The sequence below is a fragment of the Neolewinella agarilytica genome (genome assembly GCF_900110645.1).
In the GTDB taxonomy this organism is placed as follows: Bacteria; Bacteroidota; Bacteroidia; order Chitinophagales; family Saprospiraceae; genus Neolewinella; species Neolewinella agarilytica.
The window spans coordinates 1-20,992 of the sequence record NZ_FOFB01000044.1; the positions used below are offsets into that span (position 1 = coordinate 1).

Genomic DNA, 20,992 nt, shown 5'->3' on the forward strand with positions numbered 1-20,992 from the left:
GCAACGGTGGCCGAAAGTACGGGATCATCCTAGTCTCGTTGTAAATCTAAAAATAAGTCGGCAGATGCTTGCTTGTTATCAGTATAACTTCGCTGCTACTTCGTGGTGGGCTGCCGCACCCGAAAACCTATTTGCCTTTTCCGATTTGAGCATTCAGGAGATTAATCTGTCCCAGATGGTAGATATCGTGCTGCAATACTCCGTTAACGAGGGTTCTTTTCGTGTAGTCGTACTTCGAGGGTACTTTTTCCTCCAGTGCCAACTCCGATACCCGTTCGAGTTCCTCCAGGAGTTCCGCCTGACTCGCTTTGAGTTCCTGCAGGAGTTCTCCGGCACTGAGGTGGCTCACCTCCGGCCACTCCTCCGGGCTAAAGTATTGCAATACGAAGTCATCGTTATTGCGCAATTTTTCAATAAGGAAACGACGCCACATAAGCATATGCCCCACCAGGCGAGCGATGGACTGATGGCCGACAGCACGCTGCCAGCGCTCTTCCGGAATAGCCTCCAGGCTTTCCAGCATCCCTTTGCCGTACCAGGGCTTGGCGGCGAACATCGTTTCAAACTGATTAGCGAGCCAATCCGTATTTCCACTCATCATTCTTTCGCTTCTTCCAGTTCCCGCAAAATCGCCGCCAGCATATTCACCTGCCCGATATGATAAATATCGTGCTGGGCTCCGCCTTCCAGAATGTTTACATTGATGTAATCGTAATCCGGATGTACGAGGTCATACATTTTGCTGACGTCGTATTTCTCAAGGCCTTTTTGCAGCTCTACCTTGGTGTCAGCGAAGGCCCGGAGGAAATCGGCTTTAGTCTTACCCGTAGCGTCCGGCCAGTCTTCAGGGGAGTTAATCTCAATCTTCTCCCGGGGAAGTTCGTGCAGTCGCTTGATCAGATCTTCCCGCCAGGCAATCATATGCGCCAGCAATTGCGCGATAGTCCGATGGCCAACGGGGCGGTGCAAATGCTCCTCCGGAATACGCTCCAGACTCTCTTCTATGCCGGAGCCGAAAAAGGGCATTTTGCGGTGAAGGGTTTCGTAGAGGGAGACGAAGTAGTCAGTGTTAGTCATGAGTAAGTTTATGTTTGGGTCGTCGCACACAGAGTGTGCGACAAAATCCTGATCGGTCATGTCAGTTTTACACATCGGATGAGCTTTTTCGCCGACTTCGTCAGGCGAAAAGACACATCCGATGAGAGAACTGATTACGCGACAGATTACAAGTTGCGGGTTACAAGTTACAGATTGTGGAAAACCTTGCAACCTGCAACTTGTAACCTGAACACCTGCAACCTGAACGCTACGCGTTCAACGCCTGTTCCAGATCCTCCTTGATATCTTCCACATGCTCGATACCAACGCTGAGGCGGAGGGCATTGGGGAGTACACCGGCGGCGAGCTGTTCATCAGCCGTCAGCTGCTGGTGCGTAGTGGCCGAAGGCTGGATGATGAGGGTCTTGGCGTCGCCCACGTTAGCCAGGTGGCTGATGAGCTTGAGGTTGTCCACCACTTTGGTAGCGGCGGCCTTGTCGCCCTTCACCTGAAAACCGAGAACGGCACCGAAGCCATGCGTGAGGTACTTTTTCGCGTTGGCGTGGCCGGCGTGGCCGGGCAACCCGGCGTAGCTGACGGATTCCACCTTCGGGTGAGCCTCCAGCCATTTGGCAATTTCCATCGCATTATCGAGGTGGCGCTGAACGCGAAGAGAGAGCGTTTCCAGCCCCTGCACGTGCAGCCAGGCGTTGAACGGGCTGGCGGCAGGGCCGAAGTCTCGCAGACCTTCCACCCGGGCGCGGATAGCGAAGGCAATGTTGCCGAAGGGACCATCTTTGCCGAACACATCGTTAAAGACGAGGCCGTTGTAACCTGGGCTTGGGTCCGTAAACTGCGGGTATTTGCCGTTGCCGAAATCGTAAGTGCCTCCGTCAACAATCACCCCGCCGATGCTGGTACCGTGGCCACCGATCCACTTGGTGGCGGACTCAACAACAATATCAGCGCCGTGCTTCAGCGGCGCGCAGAGGTAGCCGCAGGCGCCGAAGGTGTTGTCTACGATCAGGGGTAAATCTTTTTCTTTGGCCAGCGCGCTCAGGCCTTCGAAGTCAGGTACCAGGAAACTGGGGTTAGGCAGTGTTTCGGTATAAATAGCCTTGGTCTTATCGTCGATCAGCTTGGCGAAATCCGCCGGGTCGGTGCTGTCGGCGAAGCGGACTTCGATGCCAATACGCTTGAAGGCCACCTTGAACTGGTTGTACGTTCCGCCGTAGAGGTAAGGGCTGGAAACAATGTTCTCGCCCGCCTGGGTAATGTTATTGATGGCCAGGAACTGGGCAGCCTGACCGGAAGCCGTAGCTACTGCTGCCACACCTCCTTCCAGCGCGGCAACGCGCTTCTCGAAGGCGTCCGTGGTCGGGTTCATGATGCGGGTATAGATGTTGCCGAATTCCTGCAGTGCGAAGAGCTTGGCACCGTGCTCGCTGTCGCGGAAGGTGAAACTCGTCGTCTGATAGAGCGGTAAAGCGCGGCTGCGGGTCGTTTCATCGACTTCCTGTCCGGCGTGGAGTTGGAGCGTTTCAAATCTCATGATATTGGTATTTTAGAATTTTGGTTCGTTAGTATTTTGGAGCTGCCGCACGTTGGAGGCGGCAATGGTTACGGAGCCAATAGTGGCCATATTATCTGACTACTTGACTTTTTGGCTACTTGACTATTTAAGGCGCAGACGCAGGATGCAGAGAAAGTTCCCTGTGCGCAGTGTTCAACTCCGCCATAATTTCCTCCACCTGAGCGGTCTGGCACTGCCAGTTCACAAAGGCAGCGCGCAAGCCCCTCCGGCCGAAGAGCGTCGTTGGGGTGAGGAAGTATTTCCCCCGTTCGTTCAGTTGGTGGGCCAGGGCGTCTACTTGCTCCGCCGTACCCCTGACAATGGTAAAGGCGACAACGTTAAGTTTCACCTCCGCCAACAGCTCAAAACGAGGGCTGGCGCTAATCGCTTCGCCGAGTAAAAAGGCCGTCCGGATGCAGCGGGTAACGATGTCTTCGTATCCTGACCGGCCATAAGCCTGAAGACTAAACCAGGCGGGCAAGGCCCGCAGCCGACGGCTGTTCTCCGGCCCCACGTTGAGGTAGTTGAAGTCCGCTGCCGGATCCCCGAGGTAAGGCGCGCTGCTGTTCTGGAAGGTGGCTACCTGCAGCGGCGCATGGTCAGCGCGAACAAACCAGCAGGCGGAGTCGTAGGGAACGTTGAGCCACTTATGGTTATCGACCGTTATGCTGTCGGCCATTTCCCAGCCGGCCAGCAGATAGGCATGGTCGGGGCTGATGGCGGCGAAGCCGCCAAAGGCCGCATCCACGTGAATCCAGCAAGGGTGTTTTTCTCTGATGCGGGCCAGGGCCAGCAGATCATCAAAATCGACAGTATTGACTGTTCCGCCGCTGGCGATGAGGATAAAGGGCGCGCCGTTCAGTGAGGTGATTTTTTGTTGCAGGTCATCGACGTCCATCGCTTCGCGGCCGGGCAACGTATCGACCTTAACGATGTTACGGCTACCGATGCCGAGCATAGCGAGGCACTTTACGGCGGAGCTGTGGGGCGTGGCGGTAAGCACCGGAACGGGCTGTTGCAGCCCGTCTTTAGCCACATCATAGCCCTGCTGCCTGCCCACCCACTGCCGGGCAACGCCCAGGCAGGTGAAGGAGGACATCGTTGCGCCCGTCACGAAGCCCCCATTGAAGGTGTCGGGCAAAACGAAGAGTTCCCGCAACATTCTGATGGTAGCGATCTCGATGGCGGCGGAGACGTCGCCGAAGCCCTTTACCGCCTGTGGGTTTTGGTCAGCAGCGGAGGCCAGCCAGTCTCCTAAAAGCGCCGCCGGCGTGGTACCGCCGGTGACGTAGCCCAGGTATCGGTTGGAGGGGGAAGCCACCAGGTAGCGTACCCATTGCTTCAAAAAAACCTCCATGGCGTCCTGCGCTCCGGCGCCCACCAATGGCAGGTTCTCCTCCGGAACACTTGTAAGCGTTGACCCTGCGGGCAGGGAATCATCTGAGCGAAACCCACAAGCAAAATCTCGAACTTCATTGAGAAGTTCGGGCAGCTGATTTTCGTCGGTAAGGAATAGCTTATCCACGGTCCACGCCGATGAAGGGCAAGCGGAAGAGGGATCGTTGTTGGTACTGCATTGGCGTCGTTTTTATAGTTCCCCGCAATAGCGCGGGCAGGCGTTGGCACCTTTTCCTCCGGGCCATTGGAGGAGTGGTTGCCAGGGTTTCGCGGAGCCTGTGCTCTCCACCCTTCGGTATAAAATGCTGGCGGTCGTTCCCGCTGCGGAGGCAAATGTAGGGGGTGTCAACTTACCGGACAAATGATGAAATCGTCATATTACGGGATAGTCCGATGGCTAAAGATGTTGTATTTTACGTGCCCACCGACTGAAGTCGAGGCTGGGTTACGAAGCTCTTTGAGCTATCGCACCAAAATTTCAGTACATGGAAAATGCTGAATCCATTCTGTTAATCAGTGCCATTCGTCTTCACTCAACAACTATACATTTCTTCGCCTGATGTTAATTCTCCTCCTTGGTTTAGTTCTGCTCGTCGCCGTCGGCTTCTTTTTCATCATTCCCATCTTGCTCAACCGTAAGGATGAGAAGCCTACGGACGTGCTCGATCTTGACAACTTTCCTAAAGTCAGGGAAAAAGAACCCCTGACGCGGGATGATTCGGAGGATATGATGGTGTGAGTTGAAAAGGGCCATTACCTTCGCGTAATGTCCATTCCTTTCCGCCTTTCGGCGCTTCAGTTTCTTCAGAATGCGGTGTACGCTACCAGCGTCATTTCCCTGGGTACTTACCTGTTGCAGACACTGGATTTCAGTGGGCGACAGGTAGGCATGATCTATGCTACCGCTGCGATTGCAGCCACCGTAGCCCCTCCGGTAGTGGGCTGGCTGGCCGACCGGCATTTCAGCGCTGACCGCATGCTTATGCTGCTCAACCTGCTGGCCGCAGCGGCATTGCTGGCCTGTTTTACGGCTACTTCCTTCATGGCCGTTTACCTCCTCATTCTGCTGTTCAACCTGTGCTTCATGCCTACTTTCAGCCTGCTGTCTTCCATTTGTTTCCACCAATTGGAGGAGCCGGCAAAGAGCTTTCCGGCCGTCAGGGCCTGGGGCACAGTTTCCTTTATGCTCGTGGGGCTGGGGCTTAGTTACTTTGAAATAGAGAACTCGCCCTTACCGCTGGTTGCGGGCGGGTTAATGGCCGGTCTTACCGCGCTTACGGCGCTGACCCTGCCCCGCGTTCCGCCTCAGCCGGGCTTCAATTTCTCCATGCTTACCGGCCCGGAAGTAGCGCGAATTTTCCGGGAACCGGGGATGATTGTTCTACTCGTAGCTACGCTTTTATCCTGTGTCCCCTCTGCCTTTTATTACAGCTTCGTCAATCCGTTTTTGAATGAGATTGGCTGGTCGGCAGCCGCCGCGAAAATGTCGTTAGGGCAGTTTTTTGAAATCGGTATTCTGTTCGCCATGCCCTTCTTTTTCCGGAAAATCCGGTTCCGCCGGATCTTTTTCTGGGGGCTTCTCCTGTGGGGGCTCCGCTATTTTCTTTTTGCTTTTGCCCGGCCGGGCAACTATGAATTCCTCCTGTATGTCGGTATCGCAGTACAGGGTTTTGCCTTCGTCTGGATCGTGATTGCTGCCCAAATTTACATCGACAACCGGGTGCCGACCACCCTTCGCAGCACGGCGCAAGGGCTGATTTCTTTCGCTAACCAGGGCATCGGTATTTTCATCGGCAGCTGGATTGCCGGAGAAGTCGTGCTGGCCAATACGCTGGCTGATGGCACCCATGAGTGGGGAATGATCTGGCTGGTGCCCGGGGCGGTGGGCGTAGTGGCAGCGATCGGTTTTTGGGCGCTGTTTCCGCGGGCGGGGCGGTTGTGACCGCAGGTTTCGGGTATAACTGTACATGTACCCGAACCCTTATAAACATTAGCTTCTGGAGTTCGCCACTCACTTTTCGGGTACAAGTACAGATGTACCCGAAATCAGGCGCGGCCGTGGTCACCGAGCCTGCCGAATGTGCAGGTGCAATGATCGGGATAAAGAGCAGGATACTTTCTAACGCGCCTTAAAAAATCGCAATAGCGCCTTCGTATAATCATCCGTCGTCTCGATACTCATGCTGTCGGCACCGGATTTTTTAAAGGCATTTTTGTAGTATTCCAGGTGGTTTTCGTACCAATCGGTGTATTTCGCCCGGACGCGGCGGCTGTCGGTGTCCACCCATTCCATTTGCCCCGTTTCGGCGTCGCGGGCGTGGATGAGGCCTACGGCGGGGAGCTCCCGTTCACGGGGGTCGAAGAGGTGCATCCCGATCACGTCGTGGCGGCGGGCGCAGAGGCGGAGGGGTTTCTCATAACCGTCAGCCAGGAAGTCAGACAGCAGGAAACAGATACTCCGCTTTTTCACCATGTTCGTAAAGTAAGTCAGGGCCTGCCCGATATCCGTCCCCTGCCCTTCCGGTTTGGTATCCAGCAATTCACGGATGATGCGGAGGATGTGGCCGCGCCCCTTCTTCGGCGGCAGAAACTTTTCGATGCGGTCGCTGAAGAGCAATAAGCCCACCTTGTCGTTGTTGTTCGTGGCGGAGAAAGCCAGTACGGCACAGATCTCCGTGATCAGCTCATTCTTCAGCTGTCGGGTGGTACCGAAGAAACTCGACTTACTGATATCCACCAATAGCATCACCGTTAGCTCCCGCTCTTCTTCGAAGACCTTGACGTAGGGGTCATTGGAGCGGGCCGTTACGTTCCAGTCGATGTTCCTCACATCATCTCCGTATTGGTAGTTACGGACTTCGCTGAACGACATCCCCCGCCCTTTGAAGGCACTCTGGTAGTCCCCGGCAAATATCTGCCGGCTCAGCCCCTTAGTCTTGATCTCGATGCGGCGGACGCGCTTGAGGAGTTCGGTCGTTTCCATATGTACGCTAAGGTAATGCGCGTGGGCTAATTGTAAGCTCACCTAATTTTGACAATCATCCCGATCCCGCTTGTTATCTTTGCCCCCGCAAAAGCGCTATCAATTATGAAGGATCTTTTCGATAAGTTCAACCACAAAGGCCCCCTTGGTCAGTACCAGGATGTTGCCCACGGCTATTTCTCTTTCCCAAAGCTGGAAGGAGAACTCGGCCCTCACATGAAATTCCGCGGTAAAGACTGCATCATCTGGAGTATCAACTCTTACCTCGGTATTACTAATCATCCCGAAGTACGTAAAGCTGACGCTGAGGCCGCTGCAGAATTTGGCCTCGCTTACCCGATGGGCGCCCGGATCATGAGCGGAGAAACTGACGCACACATCCAGCTGGAAAAAGAACTCGCTGAATTTACCCAGAAGGAAGGTGCGCTCTTGCTCAACTTTGGCTACCAGGGCATCATGTCGATTGTAGACGCCTGCCTTAGCCGCCACGACGTAGTGGTCTACGACCGCGACGATCATGCCTGTATCATGGATGGTATCCGGATGCACCAGGGCCCGAAGTACGCCTTTACGCACAATGATATCGACCACTTCCTCGTCCGTATGGAACAGGCAAAGAAGGAAGCAGAAAAGCGTAACTCCGGCATCCTCGTTATTACCGAGGGTGTATTCGGTATGCGTGGTGAGCAGGGTATCCTGAAAGAAATCTGCGCTTACAAAGAAAAGTATGGCTTCCGCCTGTTGGTAGACGATGCCCACGGCTTCGGCACCATGGGTGCTACCGGCGCCGGCGCTGGCGAAGAGCAGGGCGTTCAGGATCAGATCGATGTCTACTTCTCCACCTTCGCCAAGGCGATGTCTGGATTCGGAGCTTTCGTTTCTGCTGACAAAGACATCATCGAGTTCTTCCGCTACAACCTGCGGAGCCAGGTATTCGCCAAGACACTCTGTATGCCGATGGTAAAAGGCGCGCTTGTCCGCCTTCGCCTGCTCAGAGAGCAGCCGGAACTGCGCGAGAAGCTCTGGCGCAACGTTAATCACCTCCAGAGCGGTTTGCGGGAAGCTGGTTTCGACATCGGTAACACCGGTGCTTGTGTTACTCCCGTGTTCATGAAAGGCACCCCTTATGAAGCGGGCGCTCTTATTTATGACATGCGCGAGAATTACGGCATCTTCTGTTCGATCGTGCTTCCTCCCGTTATTCCGAAAGGACAAATTATTCTTCGTCTTATCCCAACAGCGGAGCACAGCGAAGAGGATATCCAAACAACCCTTGATGCTTTCAAAGCGGTACGGACTAAGCTGGAAGACGGCACCTACGAAAAAATGGGCCAGATGCTGGCACAGGGCGCAGTTGAAGGCGTAATTCAATAAATAGTCTCACCGACTACGGTTGTTTGTTGACCTAAGCGGTCAGCGATCAGTATTCAGGCTTTACGCCAGAAATGCTGATGGCTGACCGCTTTTTTAGTACCGCCAAGAAGTCAGATCCGCTCCCTTCGGCGCCAGCACACCCACTGTCTTCGCCCATTTCGGGATAAACATCCGGTGATAGCGCAGGCGGGTGATGGCGTTAGGCTCGGTGGAGTCACCGTTCCAGCAGTGCTCGGCGCGGTCGCCGTAGGCGACCTCGCCGTTGTAGTAGGGGGTGGTGGTAGACTCCAGGAATTCCTCGGCGAGGTAGACGGCGTTGTTCAGGTAATAGTTATCCATGTCGCCGCAGTAGATGTTGACCTTGCCGGCCAGCTTAGGCCCCAGGGTGGCCCAGTCTCGCTTCATGATGTAACTCAGGTCGTAGTTCTCCTTCCAGTGCTTCGCAACCTCATGATCAATCTCTCCGCTCATCTTATCCCAGATGCGTTTCGGGTAACCGTCTTCGCCGACGGGGGAGTACACTGCCTCCCAGATATCCCATTGCTGGCCGCTTCGGCTTTTGCTTCCCAGCGCATGTTCGCGCTGGTTCATTTCCCGGAGGGTGGTAGATACGTGGCCGAGGCTGTCCCGGCGGCCGGGGCGTTCGGTGCGCTTCAGCTTACTGTCCAGAAAGTAGGCATTTTTGTCTTTGTAGAGATCCACCACGGTGTAGGCTCTGAAGTCGATCGGGTCCGGGCAGGCGGCGTAGCAGCTGCCGTATTCATCGGGGTAAAGCACCTGCACGGCCAGAGCTTCCCAGCCACCGGTACTGCCGCCGTACACGAAGCGGGCCCAGCTTTCGCCGATGCCCCGGAACTTCTTTTCAATGTAGGGAATCAACTCATAAGTCAGGGCGTCGCCGTAGGGGCCAAGGTTTTGGGAATTGACGGCGTAGCTGTCGTCGTAGTAAGGGTTTGCGTGCTGGATTTTAATGGCCAGTACGCGGGGGAAATCGGGGCCAGTCCATGCTTTATAAAAATCATGCGCCTCCTGCTGTACGATGCGATTATAGCAATCGAGACCAAAGCGTTCGCTGTATTCACAGGGGATCGTTTCGTCGGGCGGGGTAGTGCGGAAGCCGCCAAAATCCTGTGGAAAGTGGCCATGCATGATGGCCAGCGGGTACTTCACTTCCGGGTGTTCAGCCCAGCCGGCAGGGAGCAAGACGTGGGCACCGACGTACATATCCCGCCCCCAGAAATCGCTCAGCAGTTTGGAGCGGATTTGCACGTGCTTGATCCATTCCGTGTCTTTGGCGGGTTCGATGGGGGCGATGCGTTGGTCAAAGTCGACGGTAACCGTCGTGTTTTTATCGACGGTGATGCGGCGTGGCGTACTCAGCAGGTTGCCGGGCGCGCGGTTCCATTGTTGGCCTTCACCGCGATCCATGGGTAGTTTGACGGTGTGGCCGTCGGCGCGCTTAAAAGTTTCGTAGACGTGGAGCAGGGCTTGTACGGTATAGGCACCGGCGGGAAGCTCGTCCATTTTCGTGAGGGGGTAGCCAACGGCGGAGGCATCAAGGGAGATGGCGGAGCCTGGTTTCCAGCCGTCCACGTCCATGCCGAAGACCTGTCCGGTGTTCGGGCCGTCGGAAATCTGAAAACGGGGTTCGCCTTCGGCTTCGGCGGGGGTGAGCATGAGCAAGAGTCGCCCGTCGAGTGGTTTATCCGCTAGCCCCGCAGGGAGGTTCACCCGGAAGGTTTGGGCCGAAGTAAAGGTGGTAAGGAGGAGGAGGGAGAAAAGGAGTGTGGAGCGCATCTGCCGAATATTTAGCTGGAAGGTAAGGGGTTTTGGGGCGACGGAGCGCGGGTGCAATGGGAATTCCCCGGCGTACGCGCCGCTCCGCGCGCGACCGGCCAAAGCAGCTTCCAGCTGCGCTGTCATTGTGTTTGTAGCGCGTGCGGAGCACGCTTTGGCCGGCCGCTGCTGGAAGCAGCGTTCGCCGGGCCTTCCCTGCACCTGCGCCCCGGCGCCCAAAAAGTCTGGCTATTTATCCATCCGTTTTAGCCAGGGAGGCAACACTGTTTTAGCGAAGATGTAAGCCACGATACCGCCCGCAATGGCCCCGCCGATGTGCGCATAATGCGCAACGGAATCGAAGTTGTAGTTCATGAAACCCAAAAAAACCTCGCTGGCCAGGATGACGCCGATCATGTATTTGGCCGGGATGCCAAATGGGATAAATAACGGTCGGATTTCCCGATCCGGAAAAAAAACGGCGAAGGCCGCCAGCACCCCGAACACCGCTCCGGAGGCGCCCACCATGCGGCTGTTTTCCTGAAAATCGACGTAGTCCTGCATGAGATCAAGTGCCCGGGTATTGATATACTCCGGGTTGGTGCCCATGGCCAGATCGTTCTGGATATTGCCGTAGATGGGCAACACACTTTTGCCATTATCCATCATCAATCCACCCAGGTCAATCCCGGAGAAAAAACCATTAAAATTGGCCAGTGAAGGGTCCGCCGTAAAGGCAGCCAGATACTCATAGGATTGACGCAGCTGCCACCAAATTTCCCCGATATGCATCCCCATAGCCCCAATAGCGGAGATGATGTAGAGCAGTAAAAAACGTCCGGGACCAAGCCGTTCCTCCAGTGATGGCCCGAAGAAATACAAGCCAAGCATATTGAAGAAAATGTGTCCGGGGTCAGCGTGCATAAAGAAGTGAGACACGAACTGATAAGGACGAAAGTGAGGGCTGGCCGGGTAATAAAGCGCCAGCTTATCCTCAATATTGATGGGATAGCCCAGGAAACCCGGAAGTACCACGACCAGGAAGATGATCGCATTGAGGATCATCAGATTTTTTACCAGCGGAGTAGGTGGTGGAAACATGTTAGTCAGTAGTCGGTAGTTTGGTAGACGGTAGCATGGTAGACGGTAGTTGGTAGATGCTTAAGCCTGGGTTATTCGAACAGGCGGTCCAACTCGTCGAGCTCGTACTTCAGGAAACACTTGCGCCCGTTAGGGGCCGTGGCGGGTTGCCCGCAGCCGAAGAGACGGTTGATGAGAGAGCGCATTTCTGCTACGTCGAGCAGTTGCCCGCGCTTAATGGCTGCTCCCCGCGCCAGCGCACGCGCCAGGCGCACGTGCCCGTCTGACTCCAGCTCAATGTCACTCCGGTACTGATCCAGCAATTGCTCCAGCAGTTCTTTTTCGTTTTTATCCCCGGCCAGCTCCGCCGGTACTCCTCGGATGATGAAGGACTCTCCGCCGAAGGGCTCTACGTCAAAGCCGAGTTGCTTCAGGTCGGGGAGGATATCCGTCATCAGCCCTACGTCTGCGTGCGGCAGTTCAAGTGTCTGCGGGAACAGGGATTGCTGGCTGGCGGCGGGTTTATCCCGCAGCGTCTGGAGAAATTGTTCGTAGAGGATCCGCTGGTGAGCCGCCCGTTGATCGATGAGCAACCAACCGCTTTTGATCGGCGAGACGATGTAGCGATGGTGTAGCTGGTAGGGGTCGCGGTCCTGGGAAGTCGTAGACCCTCCGTCTTCTTCCTGGCTCATGCGGCTGGGCAGTAGCTCCCCGAGTTCGGGGTTGGCTCCATCCGTTTCGCCGAAGTCGATGAAGGCCGCTTCGCCGCCAGTATCTGATTTATCATCGCCCAGACCTTCATACAGCATTTGCCAGTTACGAAGATTGTTGGCATTGCGCTTCGCCTCGGAGGAAGCGCCCGTAGCCGTACTTCCGCCGGAGGAAGAAGCCGGTGCCTTATAGTCATCGTTCATGCGGCTCGGCAGCGCCTCGCCCTGGTCGGAGATATCCCGGCGGGTATTCGTGATCGTCGTTCGGGAGGGCGAGAAGGGATTATCCGTCTCGAAGTCAATTGAGGGCATAATGCTCGCCCGGCCCAGCCCCTGGCGGATGGTCGCCTTGAGGTAGTTATAAATCAGTCGTTCGTCTTCAAACTTAATCTCCTGCTTGGTGGGGTGAACGTTGACGTCGATCCGTGACGGATCAATCTCCAGGTAGATAACGTAGAAGGGGTAGCTGTCTTTGCTCAGCAAATCATCATAGGCGGAGCTTACGGCGTGGTGCAGGTAGCTGCTCTTGATGAAACGATTGTTGATGAAGAAGAACTGCCCCACTTTGCTCTTGCGGGCAGCTTCGGGCTTACCGACAAAGCCACTGATGGAGAGCACATCCGTGTCTTCCTGAATGGGCACGAGCAAAGAATCGTACTTACGCCCAAATACCTGAACGACCCGCTGGCGAAGTCTTCCCGCCGGCAGGGCGAGGTCCAGGCGGTCATTCACGTGGAGGTCAAAGCGCACCTCCGGGTGCGCCAGGGCGATGCGGATGTATTCGTCTCGAATGTGCCGCAGTTCTACCGTATCACTTTTGAGGAAGTTCCGGCGGGCCGGCACGTTAAAGAAGAGGTTACGGACGGAGATGATGGTTCCCGGGGCGGTGGCCACCGGTTCCTGAGTTATCACTTCACTGGCCTCTACCACCAGGCGAGTGCCGAGGTCATCGGGTGCCCGGCGGGTTTTCATTTCCATTTGGGCGACGGCGACAATACTGGCCAGTGCTTCTCCGCGGAAGCCCATCGTTCTTAGGGCAAACAGGTCATCAGCGCTACGTAGCTTACTCGTGGCGTGGCGCTCCAGACTCATCCGGGCGTCGGTTTCGGACATACCACAGCCATTATCCCGGACCTGGATCAGGGTTTTACCACTGTCCTTTACCATTAGCTCTATCTCGCTGGCACCAGAATCAATGGCATTTTCCACCAACTCCTTCACTACGCTGGCGGGTCGTTGGATGACCTCGCCGGCGGCGATTTGGTTAGCAATGGCGTCAGGTAGAAGCTGGACGAGGTTGTCCGTCATATGGAGAGCAGGTTAATTCAGCGGTTATACTAAAGCTTTCTCCTTCCTAAACGGCATATAAGTACTGCTAGTTGGAAGGGAAGTGCAAGATACAGAAAAACCACCTACTCTTCTCAGCTCAACCAGGCTGACATATCCGGGAAATAGACCATCAGCGCCAGGTAAGAGATCACCATCAAACAGATGATGACGATGAACAGCGTAGCATTGGAGCGCTTAACACGGGCGTTGCGGTATGATCCGGCGGCAGCGCCCCCGGCGCCTTTACGGAATCCGCCCGAAATACGGGTTTTCATGGCGTCCACACCGCCTTCCTGAAGTTGCTCAACGCGCTTCTGCCGTGCTTCGGACTCCTCTTTCTTAGGATCCCAATAACGAGGCTTATAGCTGAACTGCTGGTGGCTCGGTGGTTTAAAAAGGCGAAGAAAACCCATGGTAATAACTTTTCTTTAGAACGATCTAATTTAAGAAAAGATGCGGAATACACGCAGTCTGGTGGTTTGTTTGTCCGATAGACCCCACACGTCGGAGGGCGAACATAGCAAAGCGTGTTTTACTCTTCTTCCCTTTCTGCGGGCACCCCAAAACCGGCAACGCCCTGATAAGCACTCCAGTCTCCGGCATCTTTATTCAGCGAGGGTGCAGAACTATCAGTGCTGGCATTGAGGCCCATTAACTGGTTCCGCATGCGGGCAAAATCGCCCGCAAAAAAGTATTGCCTGAGCAGCACGACTTCTTTCTCCTCATTAGTAAGTATCGTCACCCCATCGGCTTCTTCCTTTACGGACTGGATGCTGAACAGGGGAATAGCTACGGGCTCGCCGACACCGGTTTTTGTTTCCAGCAGGACGTCATTCAGGCGGACGTTCATCACCGATTGCGGTAAAATGAACATCAGCACCGGATACAGGAATACCCAAAAGTCTATCCCTCCCGCAAAAAGTGCTTTGTAAGCGGCCAAAACGGGCAAAGCCACAACGGTGAATATGGCCAGATAAAGGCTCGTGTTACGCAGCGGAAAAAGATGTCCTTTCCGGTAATCCGTCACCAGAAGGCCAATCTCCAGTATTGCCATTAGCAATACAACTACGGCACAGCAGATCGCTAGGCCCAACACCCAACCTTCCAACTCGGCTTGCAGCGCAAAACGCGCATACACCAGCAAGGCAATAAGTATCGCGCTAAAAATGCCGCCGATTTTGCGGTAAGGAGGGGTCTTTTTCATAGAGGACAGCAATCTTGGCAGGAAGGACCTGAGCGCAAATTACAACGGAAGTAGAGAAAGGCAGAACGAACAGGACGGATATTGTAATACCCTATCCGGTCTGTTCACTCTGCAGTGGTCCCGTTCAAGGTTGCCTTTATACCTCGCAAATACGAAGCCCTTCTTCCAGCGCCTTAATCTTATCCTCATAAGTAGGTACGAACTCCTGCGCGATGTAGCCCGTAAATCCGGTTTCGTGAATGGCCTTAATGATGGCCGGATAATTTAACTCCTGGCTGTTATTAATTTCATGACGGCCGGGCACGCCTCCGGTGTGATAGTGGCCGATGTAGTCGCTGTATTTCTTGATCGTGGCAATTACGTCTCCCTCCATGATCTGCATATGGTAGATGTCATAGAGAAGCTGAAAATTTTCCGAACCGATCATTTCCGCCAGCGCAACACCCCACTCCGTGCGGTCGCACATATAATCCGGGTGGTTGACTTTACTGTTCAGGAGTTCCATTTGCAGCGTGATGCCTGCTTCTTCGGCCAGTTTTACCATTGGCTTCAGACCCATGGCGCAGTTGCGCATACCGTCGAGATCAGAGATCCGGCGGCGATTACCACTCATCACGATCATGTTCGTGATGCCATGGTCAGCTGCGTCTTTGATGGCCGTGGTATAGGCGGCGCGGAGTTTGTCCCAGTTTTTCGGCTCGTTCCAGCCGTTTTCAATGCTGAACTCATCGAGGGTACCCATGGCACAGGTCATACCGTATTTTTTCAAGGTTGGCCAGTCTTTGACCGTAGTGAGCTCGATGCTCTTCAGGCCGATGTCCTGCCCGCGCTCGCAGAGTTCCTCCAGCGTAAAATCCGGATAGCACCATTTACAGGTACTGTGATTGGTGGTATACTGGCTGCCGGCCAGGGCAGTTGCCGCCTCCGTTGCGGAGACGCAACGGCTGATGGCAATGGCCCCCAAACCGAGGGCGGTAGACTTTATGGCTTTACGACGGTTCATGCTTGATCGATGTGTTGGTGGAAACCCTAAGGTAAGCATCCGAAGAGAAGTACTGCCCGGTTTTCTTATTGGTCTCTGGTCTTTACCGGGAAAATAATCGTTTGTCGTGGGCAAAAAACGATTGGTCTTAAATACTACAGTTCCTGCCGGTTCAAGGCTTTTACTGCATGATCCACCGCTCGCGCCGTTAGCGCCATGTAGGTAAGACTTGGGTTGACATTGCTCGCACTCGTCATTGCAGCCCCATCCGTTACGTAGAGGTTTGGGCAATTCCAGACCTGGTTATGCGCATTAAGAACGCTCGTTTTCGGGTCCCGGCCCATCCGGGCCGTCCCCATTTCGTGGATGGAGTAGCCCGGGAATACTTTCCGGTCATAGGGCTTGATGTTTTTCACGCCAGCGGCCTCCAGCATCTCAACGGCGTAGGCTTTCATGTCTTTGCGCATGGCGGCCTCGTTTTCGCCGAAGGCGACATCCATAATCAGGGTAGGCAGACCGTCAGCGTCCAGTTTGTCGTAGTTCAGGGTGACGCGGTTATCCGGGTTAGGCAGGCTTTCTCCGAAACCACCAATCCCGACAGACCATTCCCCGGGCTCAAGCATTGCCTGCTTCAGCTCTGAACCTGGGCCAACGGAAAGTTCCCGCACGAGCCTTCTCCAATTGGAGCGGCTGGCGCCGCCCTGGTAGCCGAAGCCCCGCAGGTAGTTGCGTTTGGTAGCCTGGTCTCCCAGATTAACAAAGCGGGGGATGTAGATTCCATTAGGCTTTCTCCCTTTGAAGTATTTATCCTCAAAGCCTTCCATCGTGCCGCCAGCGCCAACGCTGTGGTGATGGTCCATAACGTTACGGCCGACCTGATCGTTGTCATTTCCCAGACCGTTGGGCTGGGCGTCAGATTTGCTGGCCAGCAGGATGGCCGCAGAGTTCAGGGCAGAAGCACAGAGAAAGACGACGCCATCGGTGAAGAACTCCGTTTCCTGTCCGGTTTCCGTTAGCTTAACCCGGACACCAGTGGCCCGTTTTTTATCCGCGTCATAGATGATCTCCCGCACGGCGGCACCGTTGACGAGGGTCATGTTCCCCGTTTCGATGGCGACGGGGATCGGTCCGGAGTTGCTGCTATAGTATCCGCCGTAAGGGCAGCCCCGGCGGCAGCGGTTTCGGTATTGGCAGTTGCCTCTGGTGCCCAGGTTGACGGCGGGGTCGTAGGCGGTCAGGTGAGCCGCCCGCCCTTCGGAGACGCGGATATGGGGCAGCTTAGCGTGTACGCCTTTCCGGAAATGATCTTCTACGCAATTAAGCGGCATCGGCGGCTGAAAGGGGCCGTCGGGAAAATGAGCCAGGCCTTCCGCCCGGCCACTGACCCCCACAAAGCGGGTAACGTAGTCATACCACGGCTTCAGGTCTTTATGGCGAATGGGCCAGTCGATGGCAATACCTTCTTTGGCATTCGCTTCAAAGTCCAGATCAGATAGCTGATAGCACTGCCGCCCCCACACCAGGCTGCGCCCACCGGTCTGGTAGGCACGAATCCAGTCGAAGCGCTTCTTTTCGGTGTAAGGGTGATCGCTGTCTTTAACGAAATGATGGATGCCGCCCTGCTCCATGATGTAGTCCTTTCGGCTCAGGTACTCGTAGTCTTTCTTTTTGACGTCTTCCGGTATTTTACCCTGATGTGGCAGCTCCCAGCTTTCCAGCATTGCCGTTGGATAGTCTCCGTGCTTAATGTTCCGTCCACGCTCCAGCACAAGGGTTTTCAGCCCCTTTCTGCAGAGCTCCATGGCAGCAATGCCGCCGCTGATACCGGTGCCGATTACGATGGCGTCGTAGGTGTTATTCTTCTTTCCTTGCATGGTTTGCAATCTAGGAAAAAAGTCTGTTGTTACCGTCCCGTACTATCGTCTAAGGCTGGATATAACCCATGCGTTGCAAACTTTCCTTGCACCTGCGCGCGGCGCCCCTTAAGCCGTTACGCCTTCCACGCTTTCAATCAGGCTGGCGAACAGCGCCCGGCCGTCCTCATTGCCCAAAATAGCTTCGCTGGCACGTTCCGGGTGCGGCATCATGCCAAACACGTTGCGGCCTTCGTTACAGATGCCCGCAATGTGCTGGGTACTGCCATTGATGTTGGCTTCTTCGCCCATCTCCCCGAGTGCGTCGCTGTAGCGGAACAGTACCTGATCATTGGCGATGAGCGCAGCGATCGTCTCCTCATCGGCGTAGTAACGGCCTTCTGCGTGGGCAATCGGCAGATTGATCACTTCTCCGACTTCAAGCTTACGGGTGATGTGACTGTTACTGGTTTCCGTGCGGAGGTAACAATTCTTGGCGATGAATTTCTGGTCGCGGTTACGCAGCAAAGCGCCGGGTAGCAGGCCTGCTTCACAGACGATCTGGAAACCATTACAGATACCAAATACATAGCCACCCCGGTTAGCAAAATCAATAACTGATTCCATGATCGGGCTGAAGCGGGCTACAGCACCGGCACGGACGTAATCGCCGTAGCTGAAGCCGCCGGGTACGATAACGCAATCTTCGGTCGTGAAGTCCTTCAGCGCATCCTTGTCTTTGTGCCAAAGCTTGATCGTTTCACGGCCCATAACGTTACCGAGTACGTGCATCATGTCATCATCACAGTTGCTGCCGGGGAAGAGGATTACGCCGAATTTCATCGTGGAGTTTTTTGGAGTAAGGCGCAAAGATATAGTACACTCGGACACTTCGGGTGATTTTCACCATCATTGCCCGCTAATTATCAAATTCGCTGCCGAGTCAAATAGTCCTTTAGTCAAGGAGTCAGATAGTCACCGCCGCGAGGAGAGGCTCGCTTTGATTGCTATTGAGTCTAAGAGCACTGCTTGACTATTTGACTTCCTGACTATTTGACTTTTCGGCGCGGACGCAGGTGCAGAGATTTTTATTAAAGCAATGAAAGGGAAACCTAAGATTCGCAAATTCTGTCTAAAAACAGACATTCCGTGAACATCCTCTGTCTACTGACGATCCAACAGACTAACACCTCTTCCCGCTACGTTCCAACCTTCACCAATACAAAAGCGTACTCTTACCAATGTCGGCTCTTCCCCCCCGGCCAATTAAACTTCAAGCAACACATGGACCAAATCACCATTCTCTGGGCCGACGACGAAATCGATCTGTTTAAGCCACAACTTCTCTTTTTGAAAAAGAAAGGCTACGAAGTGGTCACCGTTACCAACGGCCACGACGCCCTGGAAGAATTGGGAGAAAACGATGAGATAGACGTTGTCTTTCTGGATGAGTCCATGCCCGGCCTTACCGGCCTGGAAACCCTCGGCCGCATCCGGGAAACGGGGAACAACATCCCCGTGGTGATGATCACCAAAAATGAGGCCGAAGACGTGATGGAAGAAGCCATCGGCAGCCAGATCGCCGGCTACCTCCTCAAGCCCGTCAACCCTATGCAAATTTTGCTGACGATGAAGACCATCGTTGACGAAAAACGCCTCGTCCGGGAAAAAACCAATACCGACTACCAGCAGGATTTCCGTCAGCTCCTGATGCAGATCAACAGCGGGCTGAATAAGGAAGAATGGGTAGACGTCTATAAAAAGATCATCAACTGGGAGCTCAAACTCGACGAGAGCAACAGCGAAGAGATGGGTGAGATTCTCTCCGTACAGAAAAAGGAAGCGAACGCCGAATTCAGCAAATTCATCGAACGCAATTATGTGGACTGGGTCAAGGGCGACGATGCCCCCATCATGTCTCACAACCTCATGCGCGAGAAAGTATTCCCCCACCTGAGCACGGAAGTACCGACCGTGATGGTCTTGCTGGACAATATGCGCTTCGACCAGTGGAAGGTCATTGAACCCTACCTTACGGAACTCTTTAAGGTGGAGGAAGAAGACTACTTCTACAGCATTCTTCCCACCGCCACTCAGTATAGCCGCAACGCCATCTTCGCCGGCATGATGCCTTCCGAGATTGCCAAGCACTACAAGCAATGGTGGAAAAACGACGCCGATGAAGGCGGAAAGAATATGCACGAAGCGGACCTGCTCGGCAGCCAAATCGACCGCGTGCTCCGCCGCGGAGACATCAAGTGGGATTACACCAAAGTAACCCGCACCAACTTCGCCCGCCAGATGCAGGACCGGGCGCTGGACTTCCTCAACAACGACTTCAGCGTCATCGTCTACAACTTCATCGATATGTTGAGCCACGCCCGTACGGAGATGGAAGTGCTCAAGGAATTGGCCGGCGACGAGAAAGCCTACCGCAGCCTGACGCGCAGCTGGTTCGAGAACAGCCCGCTTTGGGCGACGCTGCGTAAGCTCTCCGAACGAGACGTTCGCCTGATCGTGACTACTGACCACGGCACCATCCGCGTCAACACCCCCAGCCGCGTAGTTGGTGACCGGGACACGAGCACCAACCTCCGCTACAAACTCGGTCGTAACCTCAACTACGAGGAACGTGACGTGCTGGAAGTCCGCGACCCATTGGAAGCCAAGCTCCCCCGCCCCAACCTGAGTTCTACCTTCATCTTCGCTAAAGAGGACAAGTTCTTCCTCTACCCCAACAACTATAACTACTACCACAACTACTACAAAGACACCTTCCAGCACGGCGGCATTTCGCTGGAGGAGATCATTTGTCCGGTGATTCGGTTGCGGAGCCGGTAGGGTATTAATCGAAGGAACTTTATCTTTAAGCCATTCGTTAGTAGGTTACAACTATTTGACTATGCAATCTTATCAATTAGATTTGTTGGACGAGAAGGCGCTGGTTATCCTCCGGGGGTTGGAGCAGTTACGCATCATTACTTTAAAGCCACTTACTGAGCCAAAAGCTGATAACGCATTAGAAGATCACACAATACCAACAGCTGACGAGCCTGGTTCAGACGACAAGTTGAGCAACTTCAAAAAGCTCCAAGGCTCGATCAATCTTGACATGACCCGCGAGGAAATTGATGTTGAAATTGATGAAATGAGAGAAGGATGGCGCTAACGCATTTATGGGATACCAATATCGCCATCTATTACACTGCTGATGATCTAAGCCCATAAGCGAGGAAATTAATTGACCAATACCTGGAAACTTCCTTACCTGCAATTTCAGCCATCACTGAACTCGAGTTACTAGGCTTTAGTAAGCTTACCGAGGATCAGTTTACGCAGATGTCGATGTTTGTTGATTCTCTTACCGTTATTGAGATTGATGAACTAATCAAAAAGGAAACGATTTCGATAAGAAGGCTTAAGAAAATCAAACTACCAGACGCGATAATCGCGGCAACGGCTATTGCTTATGACCTCACCTTACTCTCCCGCAATGAAAAGGATTTCCTGAATATTGAAGGGCTGAGGTTTGTCAACCCTTTTAAGCAACAACCCTAGACTACACCTATCGTCCTGTCTATCCCGGATAGCTTTTTGGGCGGTGTATCAAATGTAAGGGTGAAGTATTACTCAAAATGGCAGTGAAGCAGAGTTGCTAACTTGTTAGCGACCAAACTTCCAAATCATGCTCA

General features: G+C 54.2%; 19 protein-coding genes and 1 riboswitch. Of the genes, 6 read left to right on the forward strand and 13 right to left on the reverse strand.

Features of this window, described 5'->3' with window-relative positions:
* Positions 1-127 precede the first annotated feature (127 nt).
* From BM123_RS23265 to BM123_RS23280, 4 genes are all read right to left on the reverse strand, one after another.
* Positions 128-601, reverse strand: coding sequence for a DinB family protein (locus BM123_RS23265; RefSeq protein ID WP_090173475.1), 474 nt, complete (start codon positions 599-601; stop codon positions 128-130).
* A complete protein-coding gene (locus BM123_RS23270; RefSeq protein WP_175489526.1) occupies positions 598-1,077 on the reverse strand; it encodes a DinB family protein in 480 nt (159 codons plus the stop codon). The genes BM123_RS23265 and BM123_RS23270 overlap by 4 nt, the downstream gene beginning before the upstream one ends.
* Before the next feature lie 229 nt (positions 1,078-1,306).
* A complete protein-coding gene (locus BM123_RS23275) occupies positions 1,307-2,590 on the reverse strand; it encodes an O-acetylhomoserine aminocarboxypropyltransferase/cysteine synthase family protein (RefSeq protein ID WP_090173479.1) in 1,284 nt (427 codons plus the stop codon).
* Between the two features lie 127 nt (positions 2,591-2,717).
* Positions 2,718-4,136 (reverse strand): pyridoxal phosphate-dependent decarboxylase family protein, encoded by a 1,419-nt coding sequence (locus BM123_RS23280; RefSeq protein ID WP_090173481.1) that lies wholly within the window; start codon positions 4,134-4,136, stop codon positions 2,718-2,720.
* Between the two features lie 60 nt (positions 4,137-4,196).
* Positions 4,197-4,313: riboswitch (SAM riboswitch) on the reverse strand.
* 255 nt (positions 4,314-4,568) lie between these two features.
* On the opposite strand from BM123_RS23280, the gene BM123_RS23285 reads away from it, so the two are divergent.
* Together BM123_RS23285 and BM123_RS23290 are read left to right on the forward strand one after the other, a co-directional pair.
* Complete coding sequence (locus BM123_RS23285) at positions 4,569-4,748, forward strand: hypothetical protein (RefSeq protein WP_090173482.1); 180 nt, start codon at positions 4,569-4,571, stop codon at positions 4,746-4,748.
* Positions 4,749-4,775: 27 nt separating this feature from the next.
* Positions 4,776-5,951 (forward strand): MFS transporter, encoded by a 1,176-nt coding sequence (locus tag BM123_RS23290; RefSeq protein ID WP_090173484.1) that lies wholly within the window; start codon positions 4,776-4,778, stop codon positions 5,949-5,951.
* A gap of 177 nt (positions 5,952-6,128) precedes the next feature.
* Here the strand turns inward: BM123_RS23290 and BM123_RS23295 are convergent, their stop codons facing one another.
* The gene (locus BM123_RS23295) at positions 6,129-6,992 is read right to left on the reverse strand and encodes a DUF58 domain-containing protein (protein ID WP_090173486.1); all 864 of its coding nucleotides are present in this window, start codon (positions 6,990-6,992) and stop codon (positions 6,129-6,131) included.
* 105 nt (positions 6,993-7,097) lie between these two features.
* Here BM123_RS23295 and BM123_RS23300 point away from each other — a divergent pair, with 105 nt between their 5' ends.
* On the forward strand, positions 7,098-8,366 hold the full coding sequence (locus BM123_RS23300; protein ID WP_090173488.1) for an aminotransferase class I/II-fold pyridoxal phosphate-dependent enzyme: 1,269 nt from the start codon (positions 7,098-7,100) through the stop codon (positions 8,364-8,366).
* A 93-nt stretch (positions 8,367-8,459) separates the two neighbouring features.
* Here the strand turns inward: BM123_RS23300 and BM123_RS23305 are convergent, their stop codons facing one another.
* The 8 genes from BM123_RS23305 to purQ all read right to left on the reverse strand — a co-directional run bounded on the left by BM123_RS23305 (position 8,460) and on the right by purQ (position 18,143).
* Positions 8,460-10,163 carry an alpha/beta hydrolase-fold protein gene (locus BM123_RS23305; protein ID WP_090173509.1) on the reverse strand — a complete coding sequence of 568 codons (1,704 nt, stop codon included), beginning with the start codon at positions 10,161-10,163 and terminating at the stop codon, positions 8,460-8,462.
* A gap of 228 nt (positions 10,164-10,391) precedes the next feature.
* Positions 10,392-11,243: a rhomboid family intramembrane serine protease gene (locus tag BM123_RS23310; RefSeq protein WP_090173490.1), complete on the reverse strand. Its 852-nt coding sequence runs from the start codon at positions 11,241-11,243 to the stop codon at positions 10,392-10,394.
* Positions 11,244-11,314: 71 nt separating this feature from the next.
* On the reverse strand, positions 11,315-13,240 hold the full coding sequence (gene mutL, locus BM123_RS23315; RefSeq protein WP_090173491.1) for a DNA mismatch repair endonuclease MutL: 1,926 nt from the start codon (positions 13,238-13,240) through the stop codon (positions 11,315-11,317).
* A 113-nt stretch (positions 13,241-13,353) separates the two neighbouring features.
* Positions 13,354-13,674 carry a hypothetical protein gene (locus BM123_RS23320; protein WP_090173493.1) on the reverse strand — a complete coding sequence of 107 codons (321 nt, stop codon included), beginning with the start codon at positions 13,672-13,674 and terminating at the stop codon, positions 13,354-13,356.
* 119 nt (positions 13,675-13,793) lie between these two features.
* Positions 13,794-14,465, reverse strand: coding sequence for a hypothetical protein (locus BM123_RS23325; RefSeq protein WP_090173495.1), 672 nt, complete (start codon positions 14,463-14,465; stop codon positions 13,794-13,796).
* Between the two features lie 136 nt (positions 14,466-14,601).
* On the reverse strand, positions 14,602-15,468 hold the full coding sequence (locus BM123_RS23330; RefSeq protein WP_090173497.1) for a hydroxypyruvate isomerase family protein: 867 nt from the start codon (positions 15,466-15,468) through the stop codon (positions 14,602-14,604).
* A gap of 134 nt (positions 15,469-15,602) precedes the next feature.
* The gene (locus BM123_RS23335; protein ID WP_090173499.1) at positions 15,603-17,321 is read right to left on the reverse strand and encodes a GMC oxidoreductase; all 1,719 of its coding nucleotides are present in this window, start codon (positions 17,319-17,321) and stop codon (positions 15,603-15,605) included.
* A gap of 108 nt (positions 17,322-17,429) precedes the next feature.
* Complete coding sequence (gene purQ, locus BM123_RS23340; protein ID WP_090173501.1) at positions 17,430-18,143, reverse strand: phosphoribosylformylglycinamidine synthase subunit PurQ; 714 nt, start codon at positions 18,141-18,143, stop codon at positions 17,430-17,432.
* A 441-nt stretch (positions 18,144-18,584) separates the two neighbouring features.
* Between purQ and porX the strand changes: the two genes are divergently transcribed.
* From porX to BM123_RS23355, 3 genes are all read left to right on the forward strand, one after another.
* The gene (gene porX, locus BM123_RS23345) at positions 18,585-20,141 is read left to right on the forward strand and encodes a T9SS response regulator signal transducer PorX (RefSeq protein WP_090173503.1); all 1,557 of its coding nucleotides are present in this window, start codon (positions 18,585-18,587) and stop codon (positions 20,139-20,141) included.
* 61 nt (positions 20,142-20,202) lie between these two features.
* On the forward strand, positions 20,203-20,469 hold the full coding sequence (locus BM123_RS23350; protein ID WP_090173505.1) for a hypothetical protein: 267 nt from the start codon (positions 20,203-20,205) through the stop codon (positions 20,467-20,469).
* 71 nt (positions 20,470-20,540) lie between these two features.
* Entirely contained in the window at positions 20,541-20,858 is a 318-nt protein-coding gene (locus BM123_RS23355; RefSeq protein ID WP_090173507.1) for a type II toxin-antitoxin system VapC family toxin, read from the forward strand.
* Positions 20,859-20,992 lie beyond the last annotated feature (134 nt).